Source organism: Flavobacterium sp. GNP010, from assembly GCF_056428945.1.
In genome coordinates, this window is record NZ_JBWJVK010000007.1 from 95,644 (window position 1) to 120,882 (window position 25,239).

At 36.2% G+C, this 25,239-nt stretch carries 23 protein-coding genes and 1 tRNA gene; 15 read left to right on the forward strand and 9 right to left on the reverse strand.

Features of this window, described 5'->3' with window-relative positions:
- The first annotated feature begins 24 nt into the window (after positions 1-24).
- Together AC061C_RS04470 and AC061C_RS04475 are read left to right on the forward strand one after the other, a co-directional pair.
- Positions 25-552 (forward strand): hypothetical protein, encoded by a 528-nt coding sequence (locus AC061C_RS04470; protein WP_458554135.1) that lies wholly within the window; start codon positions 25-27, stop codon positions 550-552.
- A gap of 193 nt (positions 553-745) precedes the next feature.
- Complete coding sequence (locus tag AC061C_RS04475) at positions 746-1,384, forward strand: thymidylate synthase (RefSeq protein WP_478290202.1); 639 nt, start codon at positions 746-748, stop codon at positions 1,382-1,384.
- A 204-nt stretch (positions 1,385-1,588) separates the two neighbouring features.
- Here AC061C_RS04475 and AC061C_RS04480 read toward each other — a convergent pair whose 3' ends face one another.
- The gene (locus AC061C_RS04480; RefSeq protein WP_309757761.1) at positions 1,589-2,047 is read right to left on the reverse strand and encodes an RNA methyltransferase; all 459 of its coding nucleotides are present in this window, start codon (positions 2,045-2,047) and stop codon (positions 1,589-1,591) included.
- Positions 2,048-2,682: 635 nt separating this feature from the next.
- Here AC061C_RS04480 and asnS point away from each other — a divergent pair.
- The 3 genes from asnS to AC061C_RS04495 all read left to right on the forward strand — a co-directional run bounded on the left by asnS (position 2,683) and on the right by AC061C_RS04495 (position 6,393).
- Complete coding sequence (gene asnS, locus AC061C_RS04485) at positions 2,683-4,119, forward strand: asparagine--tRNA ligase (protein ID WP_458554140.1); 1,437 nt, start codon at positions 2,683-2,685, stop codon at positions 4,117-4,119.
- A 77-nt stretch (positions 4,120-4,196) separates the two neighbouring features.
- Positions 4,197-5,663 carry an RNA polymerase factor sigma-54 gene (rpoN, locus tag AC061C_RS04490; protein WP_458566516.1) on the forward strand — a complete coding sequence of 489 codons (1,467 nt, stop codon included), beginning with the start codon at positions 4,197-4,199 and terminating at the stop codon, positions 5,661-5,663.
- Between the two features lie 142 nt (positions 5,664-5,805).
- Positions 5,806-6,393, forward strand: a complete 588-nt coding sequence (locus AC061C_RS04495; RefSeq protein ID WP_458554142.1) for a Uma2 family endonuclease — start codon at positions 5,806-5,808, stop codon at positions 6,391-6,393.
- A 313-nt stretch (positions 6,394-6,706) separates the two neighbouring features.
- On the opposite strand, the gene AC061C_RS04500 is transcribed toward AC061C_RS04495, so the two are convergent.
- Together AC061C_RS04500 and AC061C_RS04505 are read right to left on the reverse strand one after the other, a co-directional pair.
- Positions 6,707-7,042 (reverse strand): hypothetical protein, encoded by a 336-nt coding sequence (locus AC061C_RS04500; RefSeq protein WP_417975689.1) that lies wholly within the window; start codon positions 7,040-7,042, stop codon positions 6,707-6,709.
- Positions 7,043-7,130: 88 nt separating this feature from the next.
- Positions 7,131-7,724 carry a thymidine kinase gene (locus AC061C_RS04505; RefSeq protein ID WP_144894199.1) on the reverse strand — a complete coding sequence of 198 codons (594 nt, stop codon included), beginning with the start codon at positions 7,722-7,724 and terminating at the stop codon, positions 7,131-7,133.
- A gap of 234 nt (positions 7,725-7,958) precedes the next feature.
- Here AC061C_RS04505 and AC061C_RS04510 point away from each other — a divergent pair, with 234 nt between their 5' ends.
- The 6 genes from AC061C_RS04510 to AC061C_RS04535 all read left to right on the forward strand — a co-directional run bounded on the left by AC061C_RS04510 (position 7,959) and on the right by AC061C_RS04535 (position 14,216).
- Positions 7,959-8,936 carry a DUF8457 domain-containing protein gene (locus AC061C_RS04510; RefSeq protein ID WP_478290203.1) on the forward strand — a complete coding sequence of 326 codons (978 nt, stop codon included), beginning with the start codon at positions 7,959-7,961 and terminating at the stop codon, positions 8,934-8,936.
- Between the two features lie 66 nt (positions 8,937-9,002).
- A complete protein-coding gene (rsmI, locus tag AC061C_RS04515; protein WP_417944882.1) occupies positions 9,003-9,716 on the forward strand; it encodes a 16S rRNA (cytidine(1402)-2'-O)-methyltransferase in 714 nt (237 codons plus the stop codon).
- Between the two features lie 2 nt (positions 9,717-9,718).
- Positions 9,719-10,771 carry a flavin monoamine oxidase family protein gene (locus AC061C_RS04520; RefSeq protein WP_458566513.1) on the forward strand — a complete coding sequence of 351 codons (1,053 nt, stop codon included), beginning with the start codon at positions 9,719-9,721 and terminating at the stop codon, positions 10,769-10,771.
- 13 nt (positions 10,772-10,784) lie between these two features.
- Complete coding sequence (locus tag AC061C_RS04525; RefSeq protein WP_458566512.1) at positions 10,785-11,129, forward strand: HopJ type III effector protein; 345 nt, start codon at positions 10,785-10,787, stop codon at positions 11,127-11,129.
- 107 nt (positions 11,130-11,236) lie between these two features.
- Positions 11,237-12,937, forward strand: a complete 1,701-nt coding sequence (recJ, locus tag AC061C_RS04530) for a single-stranded-DNA-specific exonuclease RecJ (protein ID WP_478290204.1) — start codon at positions 11,237-11,239, stop codon at positions 12,935-12,937.
- 10 nt (positions 12,938-12,947) lie between these two features.
- Positions 12,948-14,216 (forward strand): MFS transporter, encoded by a 1,269-nt coding sequence (locus tag AC061C_RS04535; RefSeq protein ID WP_478290205.1) that lies wholly within the window; start codon positions 12,948-12,950, stop codon positions 14,214-14,216.
- Here the strand turns inward: AC061C_RS04535 and AC061C_RS04540 are convergent, their stop codons facing one another.
- Both AC061C_RS04540 and AC061C_RS04545 read right to left on the reverse strand, forming a co-directional pair.
- Complete coding sequence (locus AC061C_RS04540; RefSeq protein ID WP_478290206.1) at positions 14,217-14,969, reverse strand: UDP-2,3-diacylglucosamine diphosphatase; 753 nt, start codon at positions 14,967-14,969, stop codon at positions 14,217-14,219. It abuts the gene before it with no gap.
- Positions 14,970-14,973: 4 nt separating this feature from the next.
- A complete protein-coding gene (locus AC061C_RS04545; RefSeq protein WP_417975704.1) occupies positions 14,974-15,438 on the reverse strand; it encodes a 6-pyruvoyl trahydropterin synthase family protein in 465 nt (154 codons plus the stop codon).
- 310 nt (positions 15,439-15,748) lie between these two features.
- On the opposite strand from AC061C_RS04545, the gene AC061C_RS04550 reads away from it, so the two are divergent.
- On the forward strand, positions 15,749-18,070 hold the full coding sequence (locus tag AC061C_RS04550; RefSeq protein ID WP_478290207.1) for a RemA C-terminal-like gliding motility protein: 2,322 nt from the start codon (positions 15,749-15,751) through the stop codon (positions 18,068-18,070).
- Between the two features lie 51 nt (positions 18,071-18,121).
- Positions 18,122-18,343, forward strand: a complete 222-nt coding sequence (locus AC061C_RS04555; RefSeq protein WP_478290208.1) for a hypothetical protein — start codon at positions 18,122-18,124, stop codon at positions 18,341-18,343.
- 112 nt (positions 18,344-18,455) lie between these two features.
- Here the strand turns inward: AC061C_RS04555 and AC061C_RS04560 are convergent, their stop codons facing one another.
- Complete coding sequence (locus AC061C_RS04560; protein WP_478290209.1) at positions 18,456-19,223, reverse strand: enoyl-CoA hydratase/isomerase family protein; 768 nt, start codon at positions 19,221-19,223, stop codon at positions 18,456-18,458.
- A 126-nt stretch (positions 19,224-19,349) separates the two neighbouring features.
- Between AC061C_RS04560 and AC061C_RS04565 the strand changes: the two genes are divergently transcribed.
- A tRNA-Ala gene (locus AC061C_RS04565) sits at positions 19,350-19,423 on the forward strand.
- Positions 19,424-19,501: 78 nt separating this feature from the next.
- On the opposite strand, the gene mtgA is transcribed toward AC061C_RS04565, so the two are convergent.
- Together mtgA and AC061C_RS04575 are read right to left on the reverse strand one after the other, a co-directional pair.
- On the reverse strand, positions 19,502-20,248 hold the full coding sequence (mtgA, locus tag AC061C_RS04570; RefSeq protein WP_478290210.1) for a monofunctional biosynthetic peptidoglycan transglycosylase: 747 nt from the start codon (positions 20,246-20,248) through the stop codon (positions 19,502-19,504).
- Positions 20,248-21,360, reverse strand: a complete 1,113-nt coding sequence (locus AC061C_RS04575; protein WP_478290211.1) for an NAD(P)/FAD-dependent oxidoreductase — start codon at positions 21,358-21,360, stop codon at positions 20,248-20,250. The genes mtgA and AC061C_RS04575 overlap by 1 nt, the downstream gene beginning before the upstream one ends.
- Before the next feature lie 211 nt (positions 21,361-21,571).
- Here AC061C_RS04575 and AC061C_RS04580 point away from each other — a divergent pair, with 211 nt between their 5' ends.
- Positions 21,572-23,473: a S9 family peptidase gene (locus AC061C_RS04580; protein ID WP_478290212.1), complete on the forward strand. Its 1,902-nt coding sequence runs from the start codon at positions 21,572-21,574 to the stop codon at positions 23,471-23,473.
- Between the two features lie 380 nt (positions 23,474-23,853).
- On the opposite strand, the gene accC is transcribed toward AC061C_RS04580, so the two are convergent.
- Positions 23,854-25,200: an acetyl-CoA carboxylase biotin carboxylase subunit gene (gene accC, locus AC061C_RS04585; protein ID WP_309759778.1), complete on the reverse strand. Its 1,347-nt coding sequence runs from the start codon at positions 25,198-25,200 to the stop codon at positions 23,854-23,856.
- Positions 25,201-25,239: the final 39 nt, after the last annotated feature.

Sequence of the window (25,239 nt, forward strand, 5' to 3'; positions counted from 1 at the left end):
TTAATAACCTAAATAAATGTAACTATGTCAAAACAAGTAATTGGAAAGAAATTAAAACTTATGGATGTGCCAGTAGCAACTGGTGAAGTTCAACAATTAGTAATTACTCCAGAAGGCTATGTGCTTAAAAAAGAATTTACTAATACTGAAGTTGAAGAATATGTATTCATGTTTAGAGTAGGGAAGGCGCAACCCCCAAATCCAGGCCCAAATCCAGCGGAACCGGTTTTAATTTATGAACACTATCATACAGTTGGGCTTACTGCTCAAGACGTAACCCATTTGCTTAGTAATCCTGGTCAGACAGATGTTCAAAAACGCTCAAATACTGTCAACGAGCACTTTCACGATGTGACATTTTATTACGATGCGGGCACAAATACTTTTGTAGCAAGTAATATTACATCAGCTTCGGATATCGAACATTCCGCGCAATTAATAGCAATTAATGCCCCAAATCAATTAATTGGTTGGACGGGAAGCTTTAGTATTTCACCTGAGACAACTCTAACTTATAATAATGGAATTTTAACAGATGTAACTTCGATTTAATTATAAAATTCACAGGATGACGTGAAGTAAAAAATAGTCCTCCAACAATTAAAAACTTCTCACGGTAATTTAATTAAGCACAAAGCCACAGCGTTGGAGGACATAAGTCTTCTATGCTGTGGCTTTATTGTGTTTTATAAATTCCGTGAGAGATGCAAATATAATCAATCATCAATCAAAAATCGAATTAAAAATGAACAAGTATCACGAAGTGCTAAGCAAAATCCTTGATAAAGGTAAGCTACAACAAAACAAAAAAGGTTCAATCACCTATCTTTTGAATCAGACTTTAGAATTAAAACCGTTAGACCTTTTAGTGTTGTTTGAGAGCCACGCAGTTGCAAAAAAGAAGTTAAGAGACGAACTTGGTCTATTTATGGCAGGAGAGCGTTCTACGGAAGCCTACAGGGATATAGGCGTTACTTGGTGGGATTATTGCGGTCCCATTCTAGTAAATAGTTATCCTACCTACTTTGAGCAATTACCGAAGCTTATAGAGCGAATAAATAAAGAGAAACGTACATCAAAGAATTACGTATTGTTCCTTGGTTCTAACAACACTGAGAGCAATCAACAGCCGTGTTTAAGTCTTGTCCAGTTTCAAATAGAGAAAGGAAAGGTTGTTATAAGTGCTTACCAGCGTTCTAGTGACGCTAACTTAGGTCTACCCTCTGATATCTATCACCTATACTTGATAAGTAAACAAATCAATCTACCACTAAAGTCGATCACATTGTTTCTAGGCAATGTTCACGTGTATGAGAACAATATAGAGCTAACCAAAGAACTACTGAATGGTGAGTCAGTTAAATTCAGTTTAAATGTGGGTTAATTGGTGTTTAAACTATAATTAAAAAGCCAGTACTTTGATGTACTGGCTTTATTTGTTTGATTGAAAAAATGTACATTTCATTTTAGATTTGTGTACATTTGATTTTTTCGATTATAAATGTAACCGATTTAATCTGATAGAACAAATAATTTACTTTATGCGCCGCTTTTGGGCTTAAAATTAAACAACAGTTGAAAAACGGTATCAGGATCTTGGTTTAGCAAGACCTCTATCATAAAGCACAATACTGCCTGCAACAGATACGTTTAAACTTTTCTCAGATTTGAATTTAACCAAATGATGGCATTTTGCGATAGCTGCTTTCGATAGACCGTTATCCTCGGCACCTAAAAGATAAACACAACGTCGTGGATGTTCAAACGTTTCGAGATCAACAGCGTTTTCATCGAGTTCCACACCTACTAAGCGAGCGCCTTTGGGTAAGTTGTTATAGAAATCCTCAAAATTTTCGTAATGAAAATAAGGGATTGACTTTACAGCATTATGCGTATCACAAGCTTGCTTAGCGTATCGATTTCCAATAGTAAAAATATAACTTGCACCAAGATTTTGTGCGGTACGCCATAAAACCCCTAAGTTCTCCGGTGTTTTTCCGTTTTGAATGCCAATGCCAAAATACTCTGTTACAAAATTGTCGTTCATGAGGCAAAAATACAAAGTGTTATTCGGTTTGTCAAGTTTTGATTTTCAAAGTGGCAGCATTTACAATTGCAACAGTATTTTTTAGTCATAATTCGTCATTCTGACAAAGGAAGAATCTTCACAAATTGCACACTATACAGAGATTCTTAGTTGCTCAGAATGACAAAATAAACGGAGAAAAAAACAAAATAATGCTCAAATTATACAAATTTTTTATTCTGACAATTGTGAAATCCTCACAACTTGAGCAACAAACACAGATTCTTCGTTGCTCAGAATGACAAAATAAACTCAGAAAAAAGCATAAAATAATGCTCAAATTATACAAATTTTTTATTCTGGCAAAGGAAGAATCTTCGCAAATTGCAAACTAAACACAGATTCTTCGTTCCTCAGAATGACAAAACAAGAGCAAAATATTCTTTTAGCCACTACACCCTAGCCCCGATAGAAATGGAAATCCTTATTGTTTTTGTTTCAAAAAACAATAAGATTGCAATGGATAGCGGGAAAGAGCTCCAAAAAACAGAAACAGCGTTGGAATGCTTCATTTCTCACCGTGACAATTACAAACAAATCATTTATATTTGCAGTTCGGTTACGAGACAATTTTTAATATCAACTATATACATAAAATGAGACATACAAAAGTTAAAGACTTACTAAACAGCACAAAAACGCTTCATGAAGTAAATGCAAAAGGATGGGTGAGAACTTTTAGAAACAATCAATTTATTGCCTTAAACGATGGTTCGACCATTGATAATATACAATGTGTTGTCGATTTTGAGAACACGCCAGACGAAACGCTGAAGAGAATTACTACTGGAGCAGCAATATCTGTAACAGGAACTTTGGTAGAAAGTAAAGGTGCGGGACAGAAATTTGAGATTCAGGTGGCTAAACTGGAAATCCTTGGAGATTCAGATGCGGAGAAATTCCCGATACAACCAAAAAACAAACCGAGCTTAGATTTCTTGCGTGAAAATGCACATTTAAGAGTTCGTACTAATATGTTTGGAGCGATTATGAGAGTACGTTCGGTATTATCGTATGCGGTTCACAGTTATTTTCAGGAGAAAGGTTTTGTATATGTGAACACCCCAATTATCACGGGATCTGATGCAGAAGGTGCCGGTGAAATGTTTAAAGTTACGGCTTTGCCATTTGACGGAACACCAAGAACCGAAGACGGAAAAGTAAATTACAAAGAAGATTTCTTTGGGAAAGAAACGAACCTTACCGTTTCTGGACAACTAGAAGGAGAAACTTTCGCGATGGCTTTGGGCCAAATTTATACTTTTGGACCAACCTTTAGAGCCGAAAACTCGAATACTTCGCGTCACCTTGCAGAATTTTGGATGATTGAGCCAGAGGTGGCTTTCAATGATTTGAATGACAACATGGATTTGGCTGAAGATTTTATTCAATATGTGATCAAATACACCTTGGACAAATGTCCTGAAGATTTGAAATTCTTGGAAACACGATTATTGGACGAAGAGAAATCGAAACCAGTTGCTGAAAGAAGCGAAATGGCGTTACTTGACAAATTAAACTTTGTTTTAGAGAACAATTTCAAACGTGTTTCATACACGGAAGCCATTGATATTTTAAGAGAATGTACGCCAAATAAAAAGAAAAAATTCAACTATATCATTAACGAATGGGGTGCTGATTTACAATCAGAACACGAGCGTTATTTAGTGGAGAAACACTTTAAATGTCCGGTAATCTTGTTTGATTACCCGGCAAATATCAAGGCATTTTACATGCGTTTGAACGAAGATGGAAAAACAGTTCGCGCCATGGATATCCTTTTTCCTGGAATTGGAGAAATCGTGGGTGGCTCTCAAAGAGAAGAGCGTTTTGATGTTTTGGTAGAAAAAATGAAAGCCTTAGGGATTGATGAAGAAGAATTGTGGTGGTATCTTGACACCCGAAGATTCGGTTCGGCGGTTCACTCTGGTTTTGGACTTGGATTCGAAAGATTGGTCTTGTTTGTAACAGGAATGACAAACATTCGTGACGTAATTCCTTTCCCGAGAACACCAATGAATGCAGAATTTTAAAAATTTGTTTCCCGTTTAAAGTTTCAAGTTCAACAACCTGAAACTTTAAACCTTAAACAAAAACAACAAAATATAAAATGCTAAAGCAATTCTTAAATTTAAAATTATCCCAAAAATTATCTCCACAGCAAATTCAGCTGATGAAGTTAATTCAATTGCCTACGCAAGCTTTTGAGCAACGTTTACTCGAGGAAATGAACGAAAATCCAGCTCTTGAAACTGGAAAAGAGGAAGAGGATTACGAGAAAGACGAGTTCGAAAACGAAGATTATGATGATTATGATGATGCCGAATCAGAGCGCATTGAAGCCGAAGACATCAATATTGACGAATATTTAAGCAACGATGAAACGCCTGATTATAAAACACAAACCAGTAATTACAGTGACGATGATGATGATCGCGAAACGCCATTTGCTGCACCAGTAAGTTTCCACCAAGATTTAATCAATCAGTTAAATACTTTTATCCTGAATGATGATGAGCGTGAAATAGCTGAATTTCTAGTAGGAAGTATTGATGACATGGGTTACATCCGCCGTAGCGTACCAGATATGGTAGATGACATGGCTTTTACTCAAGGCATTTACACCGATGAAAAGATGGTGCAAAAAATGCTGCAAGTCATTCATGAACTAGAACCTTCTGGTGTAGGAGCACAAGATTTACAAGAATGCTTGCTGTTACAATTGAAACACAAAACACCCACAGAATCTGTTGATTTAGCGATCGATATTATCGAAAATCAGTTTGATGCTTTTACTAAAAAACATTACGACAAATTACTTCAAAAGTACGGTGTCTCTAATGAACAGCTTAAAAAAGCCATTCACGAAATTGAGAAACTGAATCCAAAACCAGGCGGCTCGTTTACTGGAAACAACAAAGTCACTGAAAATGTGGTTCCTGATTTTGCGATTAGGATTGTAGATGGCGAATTGGAACTGACCTTGAACGGACGGAATGCACCATCGCTGCACGTTTCTAAGGATTATCAAGAAATGATGCAAACGTATAAGGATTCTCGAGACAAATCGGCTCAGCAAAAAGATGCAGTACAGTTTATTAAACAAAAACTGGATTCGGCTAAATGGTTTATCGATGCCATTCGCCAACGTCAGGAAACGCTTTTTGTTACCATGAACGCCATTATGCACTATCAAGAAGAATTTTTCCTAGATGGTGATGAAACCAAACTGAAACCAATGATCCTTAAAGACATTGCTGATATGGTAGGTCTTGACATTTCGACCATTTCACGTGTGGCCAATAGTAAATATGTAGAAACACCGTATGGTACAAAACTAATCAAAGAGTTTTTCTCAGAATCGATGAAAAACGATCAAGGTGAAGATGTTTCTACACTCGAAATCAAGAAAATCCTTCAGAACACGATTGAAGAAGAAGACAAGAAAAAACCACTTCCAGACGATCAACTTGCCGAAATCTTGAAAGAAAAGGGCTATCCAATCGCAAGAAGAACCATTGCAAAATACAGAGAACAACTCGATATTCCAGTGGCGAGAATGAGGAAGAAGATGTAAAAATTGTTGATTTCTGATTCAGTTTTATAGATAACAAAATTCACTTTTTCTGGGTTAGCCTTCTTTGTTTGTGTTTAATAAGTTGAAATGCCTTCAAATACAGGAGTGATAAATTTTAGTAACTTTGCAAAAAAGAAGCCTTATGATAACGGACATCAATCAATTAGATTTGAATAAAACCTATTCCTATGCCGATTATTTAACGTGGCAATTTCAGGAAAAACTGGAATTGATAAAAGGAAAAATTTTTAAGATGAGTCCGGCACCAAGTACTACTCATCAACGAATTTCTGGAAATCTGCATGGACATCTTTTTAATTTTTTCAAACCACATGCTTGCAATCTTTTTGCTGCTCCATTTGATGTTCGATTGATAGATAAAAAAAAATCGAAATTAGACCAAGAAATTTATACTGTGGTTCAACCTGATTTGTGTATAATTTGCGATGATTCCAAAATAGACGAACGAGGCGCTATTGGCGCTCCTGATTTGGTTATAGAAATTCTATCCCCCGGAAATTCCAATAAAGAAATGAAGTATAAATTTGATTTGTATGAAGAAGCTGGAGTTCTTGAATATTGGATTGTAAACCCAGCCGACAAAACGGTTTTCATTTATGTTCTAAAAGAAAATCAATTCATAGGAATGCATCCATTAATTGAGGAAGATACCATTCAAAGCAAACTATTTCCAGAACTAGATTTTACCTTAGAATCTATTTTTAACTAAAAAGGACAAAGCCTTTCCACTTGTGAAAGACTTTGTCCTTTTTAAAAAATTTATATTTCAGTTCCGTTTGGATTCCCTATAAATGTATCGGGCTTTGGCGAGATTGCTAACTTAAGGATTGATTGTTTTTTGTTAAAAAAATTCTTAAAATATAATTATAAATTTACTTGTAAATTCGTACTATTTTCAAATACCTGAAAGTGTATGTTTTACATTTGTTAGTATCTTTCAAGTAAATTCATTTATTTAAATCTTAAATTTATTTAACATGCAGTTTATACTACTTGAACATTGAAAATATTATATTTTAGGTTCAGACGGATCTACTCTTTAATAATTTTCGAGTAATTTTTTTTGCAGTTCTTACCATTTTATTCAATTCAAAAGTTTTCCCCTTTATTTCAGTTTTTAAAATATTATCATTTTTATTATTTTCAGACTTTTCAAAATAGTCAATTATAATGGTAATATCATCTTGCTTGTCATTCTCGCTGAAAAATTGTTTAACTTTTGTCCAATCAAAATTTTGTAACTCTTGTTTGCTATTACTTTTAATTTCAAAAGCATTTACTTTAGTAGAACTTTCTTTACTTTGAGAATAAATTGAGTTAACGAAAAAAAGAATGAATAGTAAAAATAGTTTTTTCATAGTTTTAATTTTTAAAATTTTTGTTGTTAATTTATCGGATTCGTCTATTTTTTAAATAACCGCAAACATGAGCATTGCGATGTTGCTTTCATTTTTTATCTGCATCCTTCCGCATCGCATGATAATATGCGGCACGACTTAATGGCTCGTATTCTTCGGTTTCGCCTAACATCACAAGCTTGTCATTATCGGTTTTACGAAAACTATAATTTGCTAAATTTCCGGTGCGGGTACAAACCGCATGCACTTTAGTTACATACTCAGCAGTTGCCATTAAGGCAGGCATGGGTCCAAAGGGATTTCCTTTAAAATCCATATCCAGTCCAGCTACAATCACACGGATTCCTTGATTGGCCAAATCGTTACAAATTTTGACTATTTCATCATCAAAAAACTGTGCTTCATCAATGCCTACTACATCGCAACCTTGCGCCAAAATAGCAATGTTAGCAGCTGCGGGAACGGGCGTAGAACGAATTTCATTAGCATCATGAGACACTACCATTTCCTCGTCATATCTCGTGTCTATTGATGGTTTGAAGATTTCTACTTTTTGTTTGGCAAACTGCGCTCTTTTCAAACGACGGATCAGTTCTTCGGTTTTACCCGAAAACATAGAGCCGCAAATGACTTCGATCCAACCAAATTGTTCTTTATGATTTACTGTATTTTCGAGAAACATTTTGTATTTTTCTGACTTAAAAAATGAATAGTTTTTATTACTTCGTAATAGATAAACCGACTTAAAAATTTTATACTTTTACGTCGTTTCAAAAGTATACAATTTATATCAAATCGAGTATTTGACTGCAGTTATTTAAAAAAATAAATCTTATCCATAAAGAATTCCTTTTCTAAAGAAGATATACAATAACCATAGACACAGACCTGCCTAACACGCTATAATTTCAACAGTATGAAAAAAAAATTGGAAGCCGATTTAATCAGCATTGCACACCGAATATTACAGCTAAAAAATAAATCTGACATTAACCAATTGTATCTAGAGACACAGAAATTGTATGAGAAACTTTCTGTATTGCGCTTTATAGAGGAGCACTTTAGCGAAGTACAGCCTACAATTGGAGGAGTCGCATTAGAACAAAAAATCGAATCTATTTTTGACCAAGAAGCATTGCCACAAACCGAAATTAAACCCATAATTGCAGCAACTGTTTCGGAAGAAATCCACGAAATACCGGTAGAAGAAACCACGCAAGCTGCAGAAATAAATGAAGTGGAACCGATACTTGAAGCGGCAGTGGAAACTGAAACTCTTATAGAAGTAAGCGCACGTACTGAAGTAAGAACACCAGAATCAGAAGAATTAATGGTTGTTGAGGAAGAAAAAGAAATTGAAGAAGAAATAATTATAACCACTGAAATCGCTTCAATCCATCCCGATTTTGAGCTAACTCAAGAGGACGGAACAGAAACGGAACAAGAAATGTCAAAGAAAAAGGAACCGGTCCAAATTTCTTTTGAAGATTTATTAGGTGGAAATTACCATGACACTCAATTTGTAAAGGTCCAAGAAATTAAAGATACTCCTAAAGAAGCTGTGATCAACCCTCCGAAAGAAATCATTGTGAAGGAGGAAAAAGAAGAAATTATAAAAGAAGAAACTGTTGAACAAAAAGCTATTTCCTTGAACGAAAAATTAGCTAAAGGAATCAACATTGATCTAAATGATCGTATTGCTTTTATAAAACACCTTTTCGGTAACAGCAGCGAAGACTACAACCGTGTTTTAAACCAATTGATCACGTTCAACACCTTTTATGAAACCCGCGATTTTGTTCAAGAAATGGTGAAACCAGACTACAACAATTGGGAAGGAAAACAAGATTATGAAGAACGTTTTATGGATATTATAGAGAAAAAATTCTTGTAAATATCCTAGATTTCCATTGCGATCAGAAATGATACTTTTGGAGATTTTTACTAAATTATTTCAGCTATGTCAAAATTATATATCGTTCCTACACCCATTGGCAATCTCGAAGACATGACTTTTCGAGCCATTCGAATTCTTAAAGAAGTTGATTTGATTCTTGCCGAAGATACCCGTACGAGCGGAAAACTATTAAAGCATTTCGAAATTGGCACACACATGTACAGCCATCACATGCACAACGAACACAAAACTGTCGAGAATCTCATTTCGAGATTGAAAGCTGGGGAAAACATAGCTTTGATTTCGGATGCGGGAACACCAGCGATATCAGATCCGGGTTTTTTATTGACTCGTGCTTGCGTTGAAAACGGAGTTGAAGTGGAGTGTTTGCCAGGTGCAACAGCATTTGTACCAGCTTTAGTCAATAGTGGTTTACCCAATGATAAATTTGTTTTCGAAGGATTTCTACCTGATAAAAAAGGACGTCAAACTCGTTATTTGGCTTTAGCCGAAGAAACAAGGACCATGATTTTATATGTTTCCCCTCATAAATTAGTGAAGACTTTAGCGGAATTCATCACCTATTTTGGCGAAGACCGTCAAATATCGGTTTCTAGGGAATTATCCAAACTGCACGAAGAAAATATTCGTGGCACTGTAAAAGAGGTCGCTGCTCATTTTGACAAAATAGCGCCTCGAGGTGAAATTGTAGTGGTTGTAGGTGGAAAAATAATAACTAAAGAACCTAAAAAAAGTAAATTTTCTGAGGAAGAATAATCATGAAAAAAGAAAAAGTTATTTTAATTGGAGCTGGACTCTGCGGACTCTACACTGCTTTTTTACTTCAAAAAAAAGGAATTGAAATACTGATTTTAGAGGGCAATTCACGAATTGGAGGTCGCATAAAAACGATCACAGGCACAACAAAAGTGACTATGGAAATGGGTGCCACTTGGTTTGGGAACCAACACTATAATCTGAAGAAAGTACTACACACTTTAGAAATCCCTTTTTTCAAGCAACATACTCAAGGCATTTCATTATTTGAAACTATGTCGTTTGCACCGCCACAAAAATTTGAAATCTCCGATGCGGAAGAACCTTCTTTTCGAATTGAAGGTGGAACGTCTGCGTTAATTAACAAATTAACTACTGAAATTGGTATTGAACACATTAAAACAAGCACCAAAATCATCTCAATAAAAGAGGAAAATAAAAAATTAATTCTAATGGATTCAGAGGGAAATAGCTATTCTGCTGATAAAGTCATCAGTACTATTCCACCTAATTTATTTATAAACTCGATACTATTTGAACCTAATTTACCTGAAAATATAATTCAATTGGCAAATAAAACCCATACTTGGATGGGTGAATCCATAAAGTTTTCAGTAGAATACAAAACTCCTTTTTGGAAAGAAAAGAATTATTCTGGAACCTTATTCAGCCAAGCCAGTATTATTCAAGAAATGTACGACCACAGTACCGCCGATAATTCAGGATTTGCTTTAAAAGGATTTCTAAACGGTGCAACAGCGGTACTTTCTAAAGAGGAACGCCAACAAAAAGTAATCCAGCAATTGATTACCTTTTTTGGCCCCGAGGCATCCGATTATATCGCCTATTTTGAAAATGTTTGGAGAGAGGAACCTTTCACATTCCATCCCTACAAAGAGTTGGTTTTAGCACATCAAAACAACGGACATCCACTATTTAAAAATCCCTTCCTAAACCAAAAATTATACATTTCTGGGGCAGAAACAGCTGCACAAAATCCCGGCTATATGGATGGAGCTATTTTTGCTGCAAATACAATTGCATTAGAATTCTAATACTACTATAATTATGACTATCCCTGCTTTTTTAGAAAAATTAAATCAAACACCAAAAGCCATCACCTTTGCTGAAACTATGGCTGTAATTGAAGATCACTATACCTTTGAACCAACAGCTTTTGAAAACGGCTTACAGCATAATGCTGCCGGAGAAAACTCAGGATCTTGTAAATTATTTTCTTTTGCGGAACTGCAGGAACTAACTCCAGAAGAAACTTTAGCTTGCTTTGGCGCTTACTATTTTGAAGATGTTTTAGGAAATCCAAACGGTACTGATCATCAGAACATACGCAATTTCATGAAAACGGGCTGGGATGGAATCGCTTTTTACGGAAGTGCTCTAGTGTTGAAATAAAAATACAAATTCTCTTTCAGGTCGAGCGCAGTCGAGACAGATCAATTAGTCTCGAATGCGCTCGAGCTGACAAAATTCCTAACACAATTTTAAAACACCAAATCAATATGCGTTGGACCTTAAAACCAAAACCTTCAGAGGAGACTGTGAAACATTTGGCGACAGCCTTAAATGTAGAAGATTTTGTGGCCACTTTATTAGTGCAACGTGGCATTAACACTTTTGAGGAAGCAAAAGCATTTTTCCGTCCAAGTTTAGATAATTTACATGATCCATATTTAATTAAAGATATGGAAAAGGCCGTAGAACGCATTGAGAAAGCAATCGAAAACGAAGAAAATATTCTTGTTTTTGGCGATTATGATGTTGATGGCACTACTGCTGTTTCGCTCGTTTCTTCCTATTTAAAAACCTATTACCCTAATGTTGCTACCTATATTCCGGATCGGTATGACGAGGGTTACGGCATTTCATTTAAAGGAATTGACTTTGCAGATGACAATGGTTTTTCGCTTATTATCGCTTTAGATTGTGGTATAAAATCGATCGATCATGTGGTCTACGCCAAAGCAAAAAATATTGATTTTATCATTTGTGACCACCACAGACCAGGAGAATTCTTACCCGATGCCGTTGCTATTCTTGACCCAAAACGAGACGATTGCACTTATCCTTATGATGAATTGTGTGGTTGTGGAATCGGTTTTAAATTGATTCAAGCATTGGGTCGCAACCAAAACCAAACTACCGAAGATTTGATTCCGTATTTGGATCTAGTGTCGGCTGCCATTGCCGCTGATATCGTTCCCATGACTGGAGAAAATAGAGTATTAGCTTACTTTGGACTGCAAGTCATTAATTCTAACCCAAGGCCAGGAATCAAAGCCATCATTCACCAAATAAAAAAGAAAGTTCTAGATATTACCGATGTTGTTTTTATTATCGCACCCAGAATAAACGCTGCAGGACGTATTAAACATGGGAATCACGCGGTGGAATTGTTAACCGAATTTGATTTTGAGCAAGCCCAACAATTTGCTTCTGAAATCGAGGCGTATAATTCAGAACGAAAGGATTTAGACAAATTAATCACCAAAGAGGCCTTACAACAAATCGAGCAAAACAATGAAAAAAAACGCTTTACTTCCGTCGTTTTTCAAGAAGATTGGCATAAAGGTGTCATTGGAATTGTCGCGTCTCGATTGATTGAAACCTATTATCGCCCAACACTTGTTTTTACCAAAAGCGGCGATAAGTATGCTGCTTCGGCTCGATCTGTAAAAGGATTTGATGTATACAATGCATTGGAAGCATGTTCAGAACATTTGGAACAATTTGGAGGTCACATGTATGCTGCGGGAATGACGATGAAGAAAGAAAACTATCAAATCTTCAAGGATGCTTTTGAAAAAGAAGTAGAAAAAACCATTCATCCGGATATGTTAACACCAGAAATTGCAGTTGATGCCGAAATTGATTTTGCTGATATCACACCAAAATTAATCCGAATCCTAAAACAATTTGAACCGTACGGACCCCAAAATATGACGCCCGTTTTCTTGACTAAAAACATCAAAGACACCGGTTATGGAAAACCTATGGGTCAGGAGGATGAACACTTAAAACTTTTTGTCAAACAATCCCAAAGCCTCGGGACTGAAGGCATTGCTGCAATTGGTTTTAATTTGGGCAACAAAATCAAACTAACTACGCACCAAAAATCTTTTCAAGCCGTGTATTGTATTGATGAAAATGAGTGGAACGGCAAAACAAGCTTGCAATTGCGGTTGCGAGATATTAAAGAATGATTGCTAAACTATGAAAAAAAACGACCCTTACTCGGCGCTGCGCTACAGAGAATTCAATATATTTTTGTTATTGCGTTTTGCAATGGTTTTTGGATGGTCCATGCAGTTTATTATTATTGAGTGGGAAGTGTACAGCTTAACCAAAAATCCGTTATCATTAGGAATCATCGGATTAATGGAAGTCATTCCAGCCATTTCGATGGCTTTGTTTGCCGGACACATTGTAGATCAAAAGGAAAAAAAAGGTTTGCTTTTCAAATGTATTTTAGGATTTTCAATTATTAGTTTGGGCTTATTTTTATTTACTTGGCCTCCTTTTATAAAAGATTTTGCTACCCAAACTATTTTATACTCCATTTACTTTTTCGTGTTTTTAGGAGGATTAGTACGTGCTTTTCTGGGTCCGACCATATTCTCTCTTTTGGCCTTAATCGTTCCTAAAAAAATATATCCAAATGCTGCGACTTGGAGTAGTTCCGTTTGGCAGATTAGTTCTGTTTTAGGACCTGCAGTTGCGGGTTTCTCTATCAATTGGATTGGCGTTCATGGGTCTATGTTCATCGTTTTGGGATGTTCACTTATCGCATTGGTTGCTTTGACCCAAATTGAAACGAAACCAATTTTGAATCCAAAAATTGGCGAACCCATTATGGAAAGTTTGAAAGAAGGCGTGAAATTTGTTTTCAACAACAAGACTATTTTAGGCGCTTTATCACTAGATATGATTGCAGTCCTTTTTGGCGGAGCCGTTGCTTTGTTGCCCATTTTTGCTCAGGATATTTTGAAAGTAGGACCTCAGGGATTTGGCGTTTTGAGAGCTGCGCCAGCTGTTGGCGCTTTTTTGATGCTAATAATCTCCGCTTACATTCCTTTTACAAAAAATGCGGGTATGAAACTGTTATCGGCAATTTTTGCGTTTGGAATTTGCATCATTGTTTTTGGACTATCCTCTATTTTTTGGTTGTCTGTAGCCTCTTTGTTTTTTAGTGGTGTTTTTGATGGGATTTCAGTAGTCATACGCCAAACCATTCTTCAACTGAAAACTCCAGATCACATGCGGGGTCGCGTAGCTGCTGTGAATTCTATATTTGTGGGCTCTTCTAACGAATTGGGTGCTTTTGAAAGCGGCTTAACGGCTAAACTAATGGGTACTGTGAGTGCAGTGGTCTTTGGCGGAAGCATGACCTTAATTACTGTTATTTTCACGGGCATTGTATCGCCAACTTTTAGAAAATTAGACCTGCAACAAGATGTTGAAGATCATGAAAAGAGCGAGTAATTAATACTTTTTGATTTCGAAATTTTCCCCATCAAAAACTCCGTATGTAAAATACGTAATCCAGTCACCCAGATTCACATACTCGGCATTTTCGCCTACAGGTACTTTCATTGGTAGATGACGGTGGCCAAAAATAAGGTAATTGTAGTGCTTGGTTTCTAGTTTTCTCTTGGAATACAGAATAAGCCATTCGTTGTCTTCACCAAGAAAAGTCACATCCTCATCACCAGAGATCAGTTTGTTTTTAACGGACAGGTATTGTGCTAATTTCACGCCAATGTCCGGATGCAACCATCTAAACAACCATTTAAAAAACGGATTGGTAAACACTTTTTTCATGCGTTTGTAACCCTTATCGCCAGGACCTTTGCCGTCTCCGTGACCAATAAGAAATGTTTTATCTCCAAAAGTATATTCTTGATTGTCATGAAAAACTGGAATGTTCAATTCCTTCTGGAAATAATCTTCCATCCACAAATCATGATTCCCCACGAAGAAATAAATAGGAATACCACTATCACGAAGTTCTGCTAGTTTACCCAAAACACGGATGAAACCTTTTGGCACTACGGTTTTATATTCGAACCAAAAATCGAATAAATCGCCCAATAAAAAAAGAGCTTCGGCATCACTTTCAATTTCGTCGAGCCATGCCACGAATTTTTGTTCTCTAGGAAAACTCAATTCGGGTGTTGGTGCGCCAAAATGCTGATCGGATGCAAAATAAATTTTCTTATTGTGGGGTAATTGCATGAAACTAAAGTATAGATTTAAAATTATCACTTGCAAACCACTCCGCAAAAGAAGATTCGGTTTCTTGCAGTTTTAAGGAGAAAAGAGATATTCCTTCCGGCAATCGACTGGTAATTCGTTGAGCAAAATCAATTACCATATTCTCACTTGTGGGCTGGTAATCGACTACTATAACATGATGCCCACGGTTGATCAACTCATTGGCTAAATCAATATGAGGTGTTGTTCCGTTAAAAACGGTCGCGTGATCAAATTGATCTACAATTTCTTCTTTTACAATTTTCTTTAAATCCGTAAAGTCTATTACCATTCCGAATTTTACATTAGAACGATCCGTAATTGGAGTGCCAATTACGGTTACTGACAATTTATAACTATGACCATGTACATTTTTACATTTCCCATCATAACCATATAAGGCGTGACCGGTTTCGAAACTAAATTGTTTTGTAATTCTGATATTGCTCATTGGAGTTTAATTTTGAGGCAAATTTAGTGATTTTTTGACTTGCAGTAAAAGCTTTGTTCATCAAACCACTTGAAGCAAAATAAAACCCCGAATTCAAAAAAAATTTGCAGTAAAATATCACGTTTATTCCGATTAAAATTTACAATTAATTAACATACCGATTGCGTTGCCAATAATATTAGTAATATATTTGACATTCAAATAATTGAAAGCAAATAGAATGATAGTACATGCTCTATGATTAGAGAGTGCCTATCCTTATTTTAATTATTTGAATAAAACTAACTAACACTTATTTATTACTTTTTCTATGAAAAAAACTTTACTTTCAAAAAATGCTTTGCACTCATTATTTTGGTGTTTTGCTTTATCAATATTACTGCCAGGAAAAAGCTTGGGCCAAGCATTATTAGTAGATGACTTTACCGGAACAACTGGATCAGCACTTACAGTAAACGGATGGACAGCTCATAGTAGTGGTGGCACAACTCCAAATGTAATTAATGTTACTCCTTCCTCTATTACCTATCCTGGATATACCTCCTCAGGTATTGGAAATGAAGTGACAATGACTACTTCTGGTGAGGATGTCAATAGGGTTTTTACAAGCCAAACCACAGGAATAGTTTACACTTCATTTTTGGTTAATGTAACTTCTGCTACAATTGCAGGAGATTATTTCTTTAATCTAGGTGCAACAACAATTTCAACAAATTTTAGAGGAAGAATTTTTGTAAAAAGAGACGCAAGCAATAACGTATCTTTCGGTATAGCGCAATCTACCACTGCAACTACAGCGAATTATTCTTCAGCTATTTATGCTCTTAACACTACCTATTTAATTGTATTAAAATATGATCTAGTATCAGGTACTACAAATGATGTAGCTTCTATTTATATCAATCCACCACTTAATTCTGTTGTTCCCACCACAGGTTGGATTTCAAACACGGATGCAGCTGGTGCCGATTTAACAAATGTAGGTTCCGTTGCATTACGCCAAGGAGGAGCAACAACAGCGCCAGGACTAAAACTTGATGGCGTAAGAGTAAGTACAGCTTGGTCTGACATTGTAGGAGCAGTTACATCAACCACTTGGGACGGGACTGCGTGGTCAAATGGTGCACCTACATCAACAGTTGATGCTATAATTGCTGGTAATTATTCAACAGGGGCAAATGCAATTAATGCCAAAAGTGTAACTGTAAACTCTGGCACTCTAACAGTGAACACCCTAGGTAGTTTAACCATTCAAAATGAATTAAACAATGTAGGAGGCACCGTTGATATAGAAAACAATGCCAACCTGATTCAAGTAAACAATACTGCAAACACTGGTGAAATCACTGTTAATAGAAGCGGAGCTTTACTTATGCTTTTGGATTACAGTTTATGGTCTTCACCAGTAAGCGGACAAAAATTAAAAGCATTTTCGCCTAACACGTTAGACAATCGTTTTTACACCTACAATCCAAGTTCAAACATCTACGTAGCCGTTGCTGCTCCAGCTACTACTGATTTTGCAGTAGGAAATGGCTACTTAATTCGTGTTCCAAATGATCATCCTACTACTCCTACCACCTGGAATGGGATGTTTAAAGGAGTTCCAAATAATGGAGACATTACGATCACAGGTTTGACTCCGGGTACTTTTAATGCTGTAGGAAATCCGTATCCATCTACTATAAGCGCTGATGCTTTTATCACAACAAACAGCATTACAGAGCCATTGTATTTTTGGAGAAAAACAAATGCTGCTGCAGGAACTGCTTATGCAACCTACACGATGGCAGGAGCCGTGGGAACACCTGGAAATGGTGGTATCACACCAAACGGAACCATTCAAGTAGGACAAGGATTTATTGTAAAAACAGTCTCAAATTCAGTTGCATTTACTAATAATAATATGCGTACTGCCAACAATTCAAATCAAATACTAAGAACTGCTAAAACAGAAAAAAATAGAATCTGGCTAAACCTATCTAAAGGTACGGAATATGTAAACCAAATGATGGTAGCGTATATGGATGGCGCTACTAGCGAAATTGACAATACATTAGACGGAAGATACATTAATGATAATCAAACCGCGTTAACGAGCTCTTTAAAAGGAGAAGAATTTGTTATTCAAGCTAAAGGATTACCATTTGATTCTAGTGACATTGTTCCATTAAGTTTTAAAGCAGAACAAGCAGGAAGTTTTAGCATTGATTTAGACCACGTAGACGGTTTATTTTTAGGCAATCAAGAAATTATACTTAAAGATTTAAAAGCAGGAACAGAGCAAAACTTAAAAGCAGGATCTTACACGTTTACAAGTGATGCTGGTACTTTTAAAAATCGTTTTGAAATCACTTTCAAAACCAGCCAAACTTTAGATGTTAACGCTCCAAGTTTTGATGAGAATAGCGTAGTTATATTTAACCAAAACGGATCGTTAAACGTATCTAGCAGCAAAAATACTATCAAAAATATTCGTGTTTTTGACATTAGAGGTGTTTTAATAGCAGAACAAAAAGACGTAAATGCCAATACAGCAAGCATCAAAAACGTTACTGCCAGCAAACAAACTGTTTTAATTCAAATTACTTCAGACGATAATAAAACCGTAACTAAAAAAGCTATTTTTTAAGCTGTAGCCCATAGAAACCAGATACTGGAATTAAAATTTTAAAATTAAATCATGAAAAATATAGTACTACAATTTTATATCGTTGCCTTTTTTCTACTGTCTAGCGCTACGATGTTAGCACAAACTCCAGGCGACACTGATGGTACAGCTGACGGTCTAGAGGGAGCTGATGCTCCTGCAGCACCCATAGATGATTACCTTTTACCAATGGCACTAGTAGCTGTTTTTGTAGGGTATAAATATTCTAAAAACAAGGCTCAAAAAACAGTTTAAATACAGTCGATTCAAAAACTGTAACCCAATAAAAACCCCCGAAAAATAATTTTCGGGGGTTTTGCTATTTTATATCGAGATACCAACTCATGGTTTTGAATGATATTCTATTTTACTTTATAAATTGTTCCAAGGCATTTTTAGTAAAATCAGAAAGAACTAACTTCCCCGAAATAGCGGCGCGTTGTAACAAAAGAGTGTCCCAGTGTTGCGTTCCTTCCCACATTACTTTTTTCATTTCCAGCAAAGCTTCAGGATTATAACTTGATAATTTAGTGCTGAAATCAGTTATTGCCTTGTCTAATTCTTCAATGGTTTCAAAGGTATTGGCATACAATCCTTTGGAAGCAGCCCAATCAGCCGACTTCCATTCGTGTGCTGCAAGGGTCATTTCGGCCATTGCTGTTTTCCCAAGTTTTTTGGTCACAACAGGTTCAATTACAAAGGGACCAATTCCTATGGCCAGTTCTGATAATTTTATTGAAGCGTTTTTTGTGGCCATAGCATAATCACAAGCCGACGCAATCCCTACGCCACCACCGACTGCTTTTCCGTGAATACGACCCACAATAAGCTTAGAACACGAGCGCATGGCGTTAATCAAGTGCGCAAATCCAGAGAAAAATTCGGTTCCTTCTGATTCATTGGAAACAGCCAAAAGTTCATCAAATGAAGCGCCTGCACAAAAAGCACCTGAGCCTTCGCTTTGTATGACAATTACCGAAACAGTTGAATCTACACTTAAAGTATTGAATTCAGTAGTGAGTCGGTTTAATAATTCTCTTGGAAAAGAATTACTAGAAGGATGACCAAATATAACGGTCGCGATTTTGTTCTCGATAGTTGTAAATAGCGAACCAGTCGAATTTTCTGATACCATAATGGAGTTTTTGGTGTAAAGTTAGAAAAATCTAAAAGAGGATTTGACTTTTTTTAAAATAGAATAGATTTGCTTTTTGAAATTTGCTTTTTGGAAAATTTATATCTTATATTTGCGAGCAAGTTTGGGGGATTAGCTCATTTGGCTAGAGTGCTTGCCTGGCAGGCAAGAGGTGACCGGTTCGAATCCGGTATTCTCCACAAACTAAAACCGTAAACTCTTTTTATTAAGAGTTTACGGTTTTTTTATATGTTAGAATTTTACTTTAGAATGTAAATCTACTTCGAATAATCAATTTTTCCTACGGTGCGCATGACGCGAACAATTTTGGCTTTTCGCCTGTTGATGTAGGACGAAGAACTTGTTGCCGCATATTTTCTAGGATTGGGCAAAATAGCTGCAATTCCCGCAGCTTGCTTTGGTGTAAGACCAGAAGCTTCTTTCCTATACCAGTGCTCTGCCGCAGCTTGCGCTCCATAAACACCATTTCCCATTTCGATACTGTTCAAATAGACCTCCATGATGCGTTCCTTGCCCCAAATAATTTCTATTAAAACCGTAAAATAGGCTTCTAATCCTTTCCTTATATAACTACGGCCTTGCCAAAGAAATACATTCTTGGCCGTTTGTTGGGATATAGTGCTTCCTCCTTTTATTCTTCGCCCTCTCTCGTTGCTTTTGTAGGCTTTTTGCATGGCAATAAAATCAAAGCCATTGTGCTTTAAGAACGTTCCATCTTCACTTGCAATTACTGCTTTTTGTAGATTCATCGAGATGTTCTCAATAGGTTCCCAATCATGACTAAAAAAAACTTCTTTACCGCCTACTTTGTTTTCAATTGCCCGAATTACCATTAATGGTGTAAACGGAACTGGAACAAATTTAAAAAGCACTACAAAAAACAAAGAAAGTCCAAAGAACCACAACAGTACTTTAAATAAAAATCGGGTTAGTTTGCTCATAAAAGAGGTTGGTTCTTTTTTAACGGGTTGTCTTGCTTTTCTTGGTGCTATTTTTGTTGCCATTATACTAAATCTGCTAATTCTGTTCCAATTAAACTTCCTATTGCAACTCCCATTCCGCCTAATCGAACGCCACAATACACATTTTCAGATAGTTGTGATACAATAGGATTCTTGCTGTTGCCCATGCCCATAATCCCGCTCCAACGGTGCGCAATTTGGAAGTCATTTTTAGGTAAAATTACTTCTTTTAACAATTGTTCCAATTTTTTTTGTACAATTTCTGTCTGTCCAAAATCAGTTGTATTTTCAGTCTCAAAATCCAAATTTCTTCCACCTCCCAGTAAAATTCTGTCGCCAATATTCCTGAAATAATAATACCCTCGATCCAAGTGAAAAGTGCCTTTTATATCTAGGTTTTTAATTGGCTCTGTAATAAGCACCTGCGCTCTGGCAGGTTTCACAGCAACGCCAATTAGTGCATTTGCAAAGCCATTCGTAGCAAAAAGTATTTTTTTTGTGCTGTAGCTAAAATCTTTTAATGCTACCTCTACTCCATCTCCTTTGTCATAATAAGAGGTTACTGTTTGCTGGTTGAGAATTAAAATATTTTTAGAAACAGCCTCTTTTAATAATGCCTGCATCATATTTCCAGTATCAATTTGTGCTTCAAAAGGATTAAAAACTAAATATTCTTGAATTCCAGTAAATCCAAAACGGTCAACTTCCTTTGCAAAAACACTAGACTTAAATGGCGTCCGTAAAATTTCATTGATAAACGGTAATTTCCCTAAACATTCATTATAACTGCTCTCATCTTCTTTCAAAAATAATTCATAACCTCCATATGGTTTAAAATCTATGGTATCGTCACCGAGTCTTTTACGCAACAACTGTAACCCTTTCCACCGTTTTTGAATGAGTTGAATTACCTCTTCTTCAGAATGGGATTTTAAATCATCAATAATTTCTGAAAGACTTCCAAAACAAGCAAAACCAGCGTTTTTAGTACTCGCTCCTTGTGGCAACATTCCTTTTTCTAAGACTAGAATTTTACTATCAGGAAATCTTTCGCGCAAGCGTAATGCAGCGTGCAAACCAACAATTCCGCTTCCTACAATGGTATAATCTATATTTGTAAACCAATTTTTTAACTCCCAATAGCTCAAATCCATATTCAGGTATTTTTTATAAAAATAATATTTTTTTTAGATTTATTCTGAATTTATTTCTGGAGCTAATCCCGCTATTCATTGCAATCTTATTGTTTTTTTAAAACAAAAACAATAAGGATTTCCATTTCTATCGGGGCTAAACGAACTTCTTAGAAAGACAAAAATCGAAAAAAAATGGCTAATTTTATCCCACAAAAAAATTGCCTTTAAAATGAAAAAAATACTTTTTATACCCTTATTACTTATGAGTTTAAACGCTATGGCACAAAATATAATGACCCCGGAATTACTATGGAAACTAGGAAGAGTAACTCCTTTAGGAATTTCTAAGGATGGAAAAAATATCGTTTACAAAGTAACAACTCCTGTAGTTCAAGAAAATAAATCAGATACAAAACTATACTCTTTACCCGTAAATGGTGGGAATCCAACCGAAATAAAAGATACCGCAGCCCTTTTAAATGATAAAAATACTTCTCCAGACGGGAAATACATGCTGTATCACGAAGAAGTAAAAATCGAAAAAGTTCATGGTAAAGATTTTTATCCAGAACTAGAAAAATCCGAGGTTCAAATCTATGATGGATTGAATTACCGCCATTGGGACACTTGGAACGAAGGCAAATACAATCATGTTTTTTATAAAGAAAATAAAGAGGAAGCAATAGGAATAGATATTCTAAAAGGGGAAAATTTCGACAGTCCTCAAAAACCTTTTGGCGGAGACGAAGATTATATTTGGTCGCTAGACAGTAAAAGTATCTTTTATGTAAGCAAGAAAAAGGTAGGAACGGATTATGCAGTTTCCACCAACACCAATATTTTCGAATACAATTTAGAAACGGGGAAAACTACCAATAGAACCGAAGAAAATCTAGGATATGATACCGCTCCACAATTTTCTCCAACAGGTAATTTGACTTGGTTGCAAATGAAAAATGATGGGTATGAGGCCGATAAAAATGACTTGATCGTTAGTTTCAAAGGAATCAAATTGAACCTGACGGCAAATTGGGATGGAACCGTAGACAACTTCATATGGAGTGCCGATGGAAGTACAATATATTTTGTAGCGCCGATTGACGGAACCAAACAATTGTTTAAAGTTAATTTTCCAGGTCTAACTAAAATAGCAATTACCGTTAGCCAAATCACTACTGGAGAATTTGACGTCAATGACTTAGTAGGTTTTTCGGGTGACAACATCATAGTTACAAGAACCGATATGAATCATGCTTCCGAAATTTTTTCGTTTCATTTGAAGAAAAACACCTGGAAACAACTTTCAAATGTCAATACTGCAACCTATAGTTCTTTGGCGCTGAGCAAAACCGAAAGGCGCTACGTTACAACAACAGATGGTAAAAAGATGTTGGTTTGGGTGGTTCTACCTCCAAATTTTGACGCCACAAAAAAATATCCAACACTTTTATATTGTCAAGGTGGACCACAATCGCCATTGACGCAATTTTACTCCTACCGATGGAATTTACAGTTGATGGCCGCTAATGGTTATATTGTTGTGGCTCCAAACCGTCGCGGAATGCAGGGGCATGGTGTAGCGTGGAATGAGCAAATAAGTAAAGACTGGGGTGGTCAGGTAATGGATGATTACCTAGCGGCAATTGATGATATAGCAAAGGAAAAGTATGTAGACGCAACTCGTCTGGGATGTGTTGGCGCCAGTTACGGCGGGTATTCTGCCTTTTACTTAGCTGGAATACACAACAACCGTTTCAAAACTTTTATTGCTCATGATGGTATTTTTAATACACAAAGCATGCACGGGACTACTGAGGAAGTTTTCTTTACGAACTGGGATTTTGGTGGAGCGTATTGGGAGAAAAACAATACCACTGCTCAAAAAGCCTACTCTACATTCAACCCGATGACTCTAGTAGAAAAATGGAACAAACCTATTTTAATCATTCAAGGCGGAAAAGATTTCCGTGTACCAATAGGACAAGGGCAAGAAGCGTTTCAAGCGGCGCAACTACGAGGAATAAAAAGCAGATTCTTATATTTCCCCGAAGAAAACCATTGGGTATTAAAACCTCAGAATGCACAAGTTTGGCAAGCAGAATTTTTCAAATGGTTAAAAGAAACTTTATAACAGTAATAGTATTTCAAAACTAAACCACTATGGACTTAAAGTCCATAGATTTTGTTTGGCAGACTGAAAGTCTGCGAGGTTAAAATGTAAAATCCACCGCAAATTCGCAAATTTAAAGACTTGCAACGTAAAAAATAATTTGCGAATTTGCGGTAAATATTTTTAGAACCTGAAAGGGAAATGCACTAAAGTACATAGTTTTAACTATTTTTGAGACCAATAAATCTATGTCAGTTCAAGTGCATTCGCAAACCTCATTATATTTTGACTGCGCTCGATTTGACAAGAATAGATTAAACTATAGGCGCTAGCTTTCTATAAAAAATATGAAACAAAAAAACCTTGCATCACTGCAAGGTTTTTACTTAAAAAAAATATCTTTATTCAGGATCGTTCATCTTAAAAGTATCCATAAATGCTGTTGTATACACCCCTGAAATATATCTAGGATCATCCATTAACTGTCTGTGAAACGGAATGGTAGTTTTTATTCCTTCAATTACAAATTCGTCTAATGCTCTTCTCATTTTGCTAATCGCTTCTTCTCTCGTTTGAGCAGTAGTTATCAATTTAGCAATCATAGAATCGTAGTTTGGCGGAATTGTATAGCCGGAATAAACGTGAGTGTCTAAACGAACTCCGTGTCCACCTGGCATGTGCAATGTTGTGATTTTTCCTGGAGACGGACGGAAATCATTGTACGGATCTTCTGCATTAATTCTACATTCTATCGCGTGCAATTGAGGCAAGTAATTTTTACCAGAAATTGGTATTCCAGCAGCAACCATAATTTGCTCTCTAATCAAGTCATAATCGATAACTTGTTCCGTAATTGGGTGTTCAACTTGAATACGCGTATTCATTTCCATAAAGTAGAAATTCCGATTTTTGTCTACCAAAAACTCTACTGTTCCAGCGCCTTCGTATTTGATATACTCTGCTGCTTTAACCGCTGCTTCGCCCATTTTTGTACGTAATTCATCGGTCATAAATGGAGATGGCGTTTCTTCAGTAAGTTTTTGATGACGTCGTTGAACCGAACAATCTCTTTCTGATAAGTGACACGCTTTACCGTAAGAATCACCTACAACTTGAATTTCAATATGGCGTGGCTCTTCGATTAATTTCTCTAAGTACATACCATCATTTCCAAAGGCTGCAGCCGATTCTTGACGCGCGCCTTCCCAAGCTTTCAATAATTCTTCTTCTTTCCAAACAGCTCTCATTCCTTTTCCCCCACCACCAGCAGTTGCTTTAAGCATTACTGGATAACCAAAATCTCTCGATAATTGTAAGGCTTGTTCGTATGATTCTAAAATTCCAACAGAACCCGGAACACAAGGCACACCAGCTTCAATCATAGTTGATTTTGCCGAGGCTTTATCTCCCATTCTATCAATCATCTCTGGAGAAGCTCCAATGAATTTGATACCGTGTTCTTGACAAATTTTAGAAAATTTAGAATTTTCAGAAAGGAATCCGTATCCTGGATGTATTGCATCTGCATTGGTGATTTCTGCAGCAGCAATAATATTTGACATCTTTAAATAGGATAAGTTACTTGGAGGTGGTCCTATACAAACCGCTTCGTCAGCAAACTTAACATGTAGACTTTCGGCATCGGCAGTAGAGTAAACAGCTACTGTTTTAATTCCCATTTCTTTACACGTTCTAATTACGCGTAACGCAATTTCGCCTCTATTTGCAATTAATATTTTTTTAAACATCTTTATTTTAAATTTTAAATGTTGAATTTCAAATTTTAA

Coding starts and splice junctions, on each gene's coding strand:
- AC061C_RS04575 (WP_478290211.1), bottom strand. CDS start 21,360: ATGGATTTGAGCTATTGGGAGTTAAAAAATTGGTTTACAAATATAGAT.
- AC061C_RS04495 (WP_458554142.1), top strand. CDS start 5,806: ATGATAACGGACATCAATCAATTAGATTTGAATAAAACCTATTCCTAT.
- mtgA (WP_478290210.1), bottom strand. CDS start 20,248: ATGGCAACAAAAATAGCACCAAGAAAAGCAAGACAACCCGTTAAAAAA.
- asnS (WP_458554140.1), top strand. CDS start 2,683: ATGAGACATACAAAAGTTAAAGACTTACTAAACAGCACAAAAACGCTT.
- AC061C_RS04470 (WP_458554135.1), top strand. CDS start 25: ATGTCAAAACAAGTAATTGGAAAGAAATTAAAACTTATGGATGTGCCA.
- accC (WP_309759778.1), bottom strand. CDS start 25,200: ATGTTTAAAAAAATATTAATTGCAAATAGAGGCGAAATTGCGTTACGC.
- AC061C_RS04500 (WP_417975689.1), bottom strand. CDS start 7,042: ATGAAAAAACTATTTTTACTATTCATTCTTTTTTTCGTTAACTCAATT.
- AC061C_RS04510 (WP_478290203.1), top strand. CDS start 7,959: ATGAAAAAAAAATTGGAAGCCGATTTAATCAGCATTGCACACCGAATA.
- rpoN (WP_458566516.1), top strand. CDS start 4,197: ATGCTAAAGCAATTCTTAAATTTAAAATTATCCCAAAAATTATCTCCA.
- AC061C_RS04550 (WP_478290207.1), top strand. CDS start 15,749: ATGAAAAAAACTTTACTTTCAAAAAATGCTTTGCACTCATTATTTTGG.
- AC061C_RS04540 (WP_478290206.1), bottom strand. CDS start 14,969: ATGCAATTACCCCACAATAAGAAAATTTATTTTGCATCCGATCAGCAT.
- rsmI (WP_417944882.1), top strand. CDS start 9,003: ATGTCAAAATTATATATCGTTCCTACACCCATTGGCAATCTCGAAGAC.
- AC061C_RS04475 (WP_478290202.1), top strand. CDS start 746: ATGAACAAGTATCACGAAGTGCTAAGCAAAATCCTTGATAAAGGTAAG.
- AC061C_RS04545 (WP_417975704.1), bottom strand. CDS start 15,438: ATGAGCAATATCAGAATTACAAAACAATTTAGTTTCGAAACCGGTCAC.
- AC061C_RS04520 (WP_458566513.1), top strand. CDS start 9,719: ATGAAAAAAGAAAAAGTTATTTTAATTGGAGCTGGACTCTGCGGACTC.
- AC061C_RS04525 (WP_458566512.1), top strand. CDS start 10,785: ATGACTATCCCTGCTTTTTTAGAAAAATTAAATCAAACACCAAAAGCC.
- recJ (WP_478290204.1), top strand. CDS start 11,237: ATGCGTTGGACCTTAAAACCAAAACCTTCAGAGGAGACTGTGAAACAT.
- AC061C_RS04535 (WP_478290205.1), top strand. CDS start 12,948: ATGAAAAAAAACGACCCTTACTCGGCGCTGCGCTACAGAGAATTCAAT.
- AC061C_RS04505 (WP_144894199.1), bottom strand. CDS start 7,724: ATGTTTCTCGAAAATACAGTAAATCATAAAGAACAATTTGGTTGGATC.
- AC061C_RS04560 (WP_478290209.1), bottom strand. CDS start 19,223: ATGGTATCAGAAAATTCGACTGGTTCGCTATTTACAACTATCGAGAAC.
- AC061C_RS04580 (WP_478290212.1), top strand. CDS start 21,572: ATGAAAAAAATACTTTTTATACCCTTATTACTTATGAGTTTAAACGCT.
- AC061C_RS04555 (WP_478290208.1), top strand. CDS start 18,122: ATGAAAAATATAGTACTACAATTTTATATCGTTGCCTTTTTTCTACTG.
- AC061C_RS04480 (WP_309757761.1), bottom strand. CDS start 2,047: ATGAACGACAATTTTGTAACAGAGTATTTTGGCATTGGCATTCAAAAC.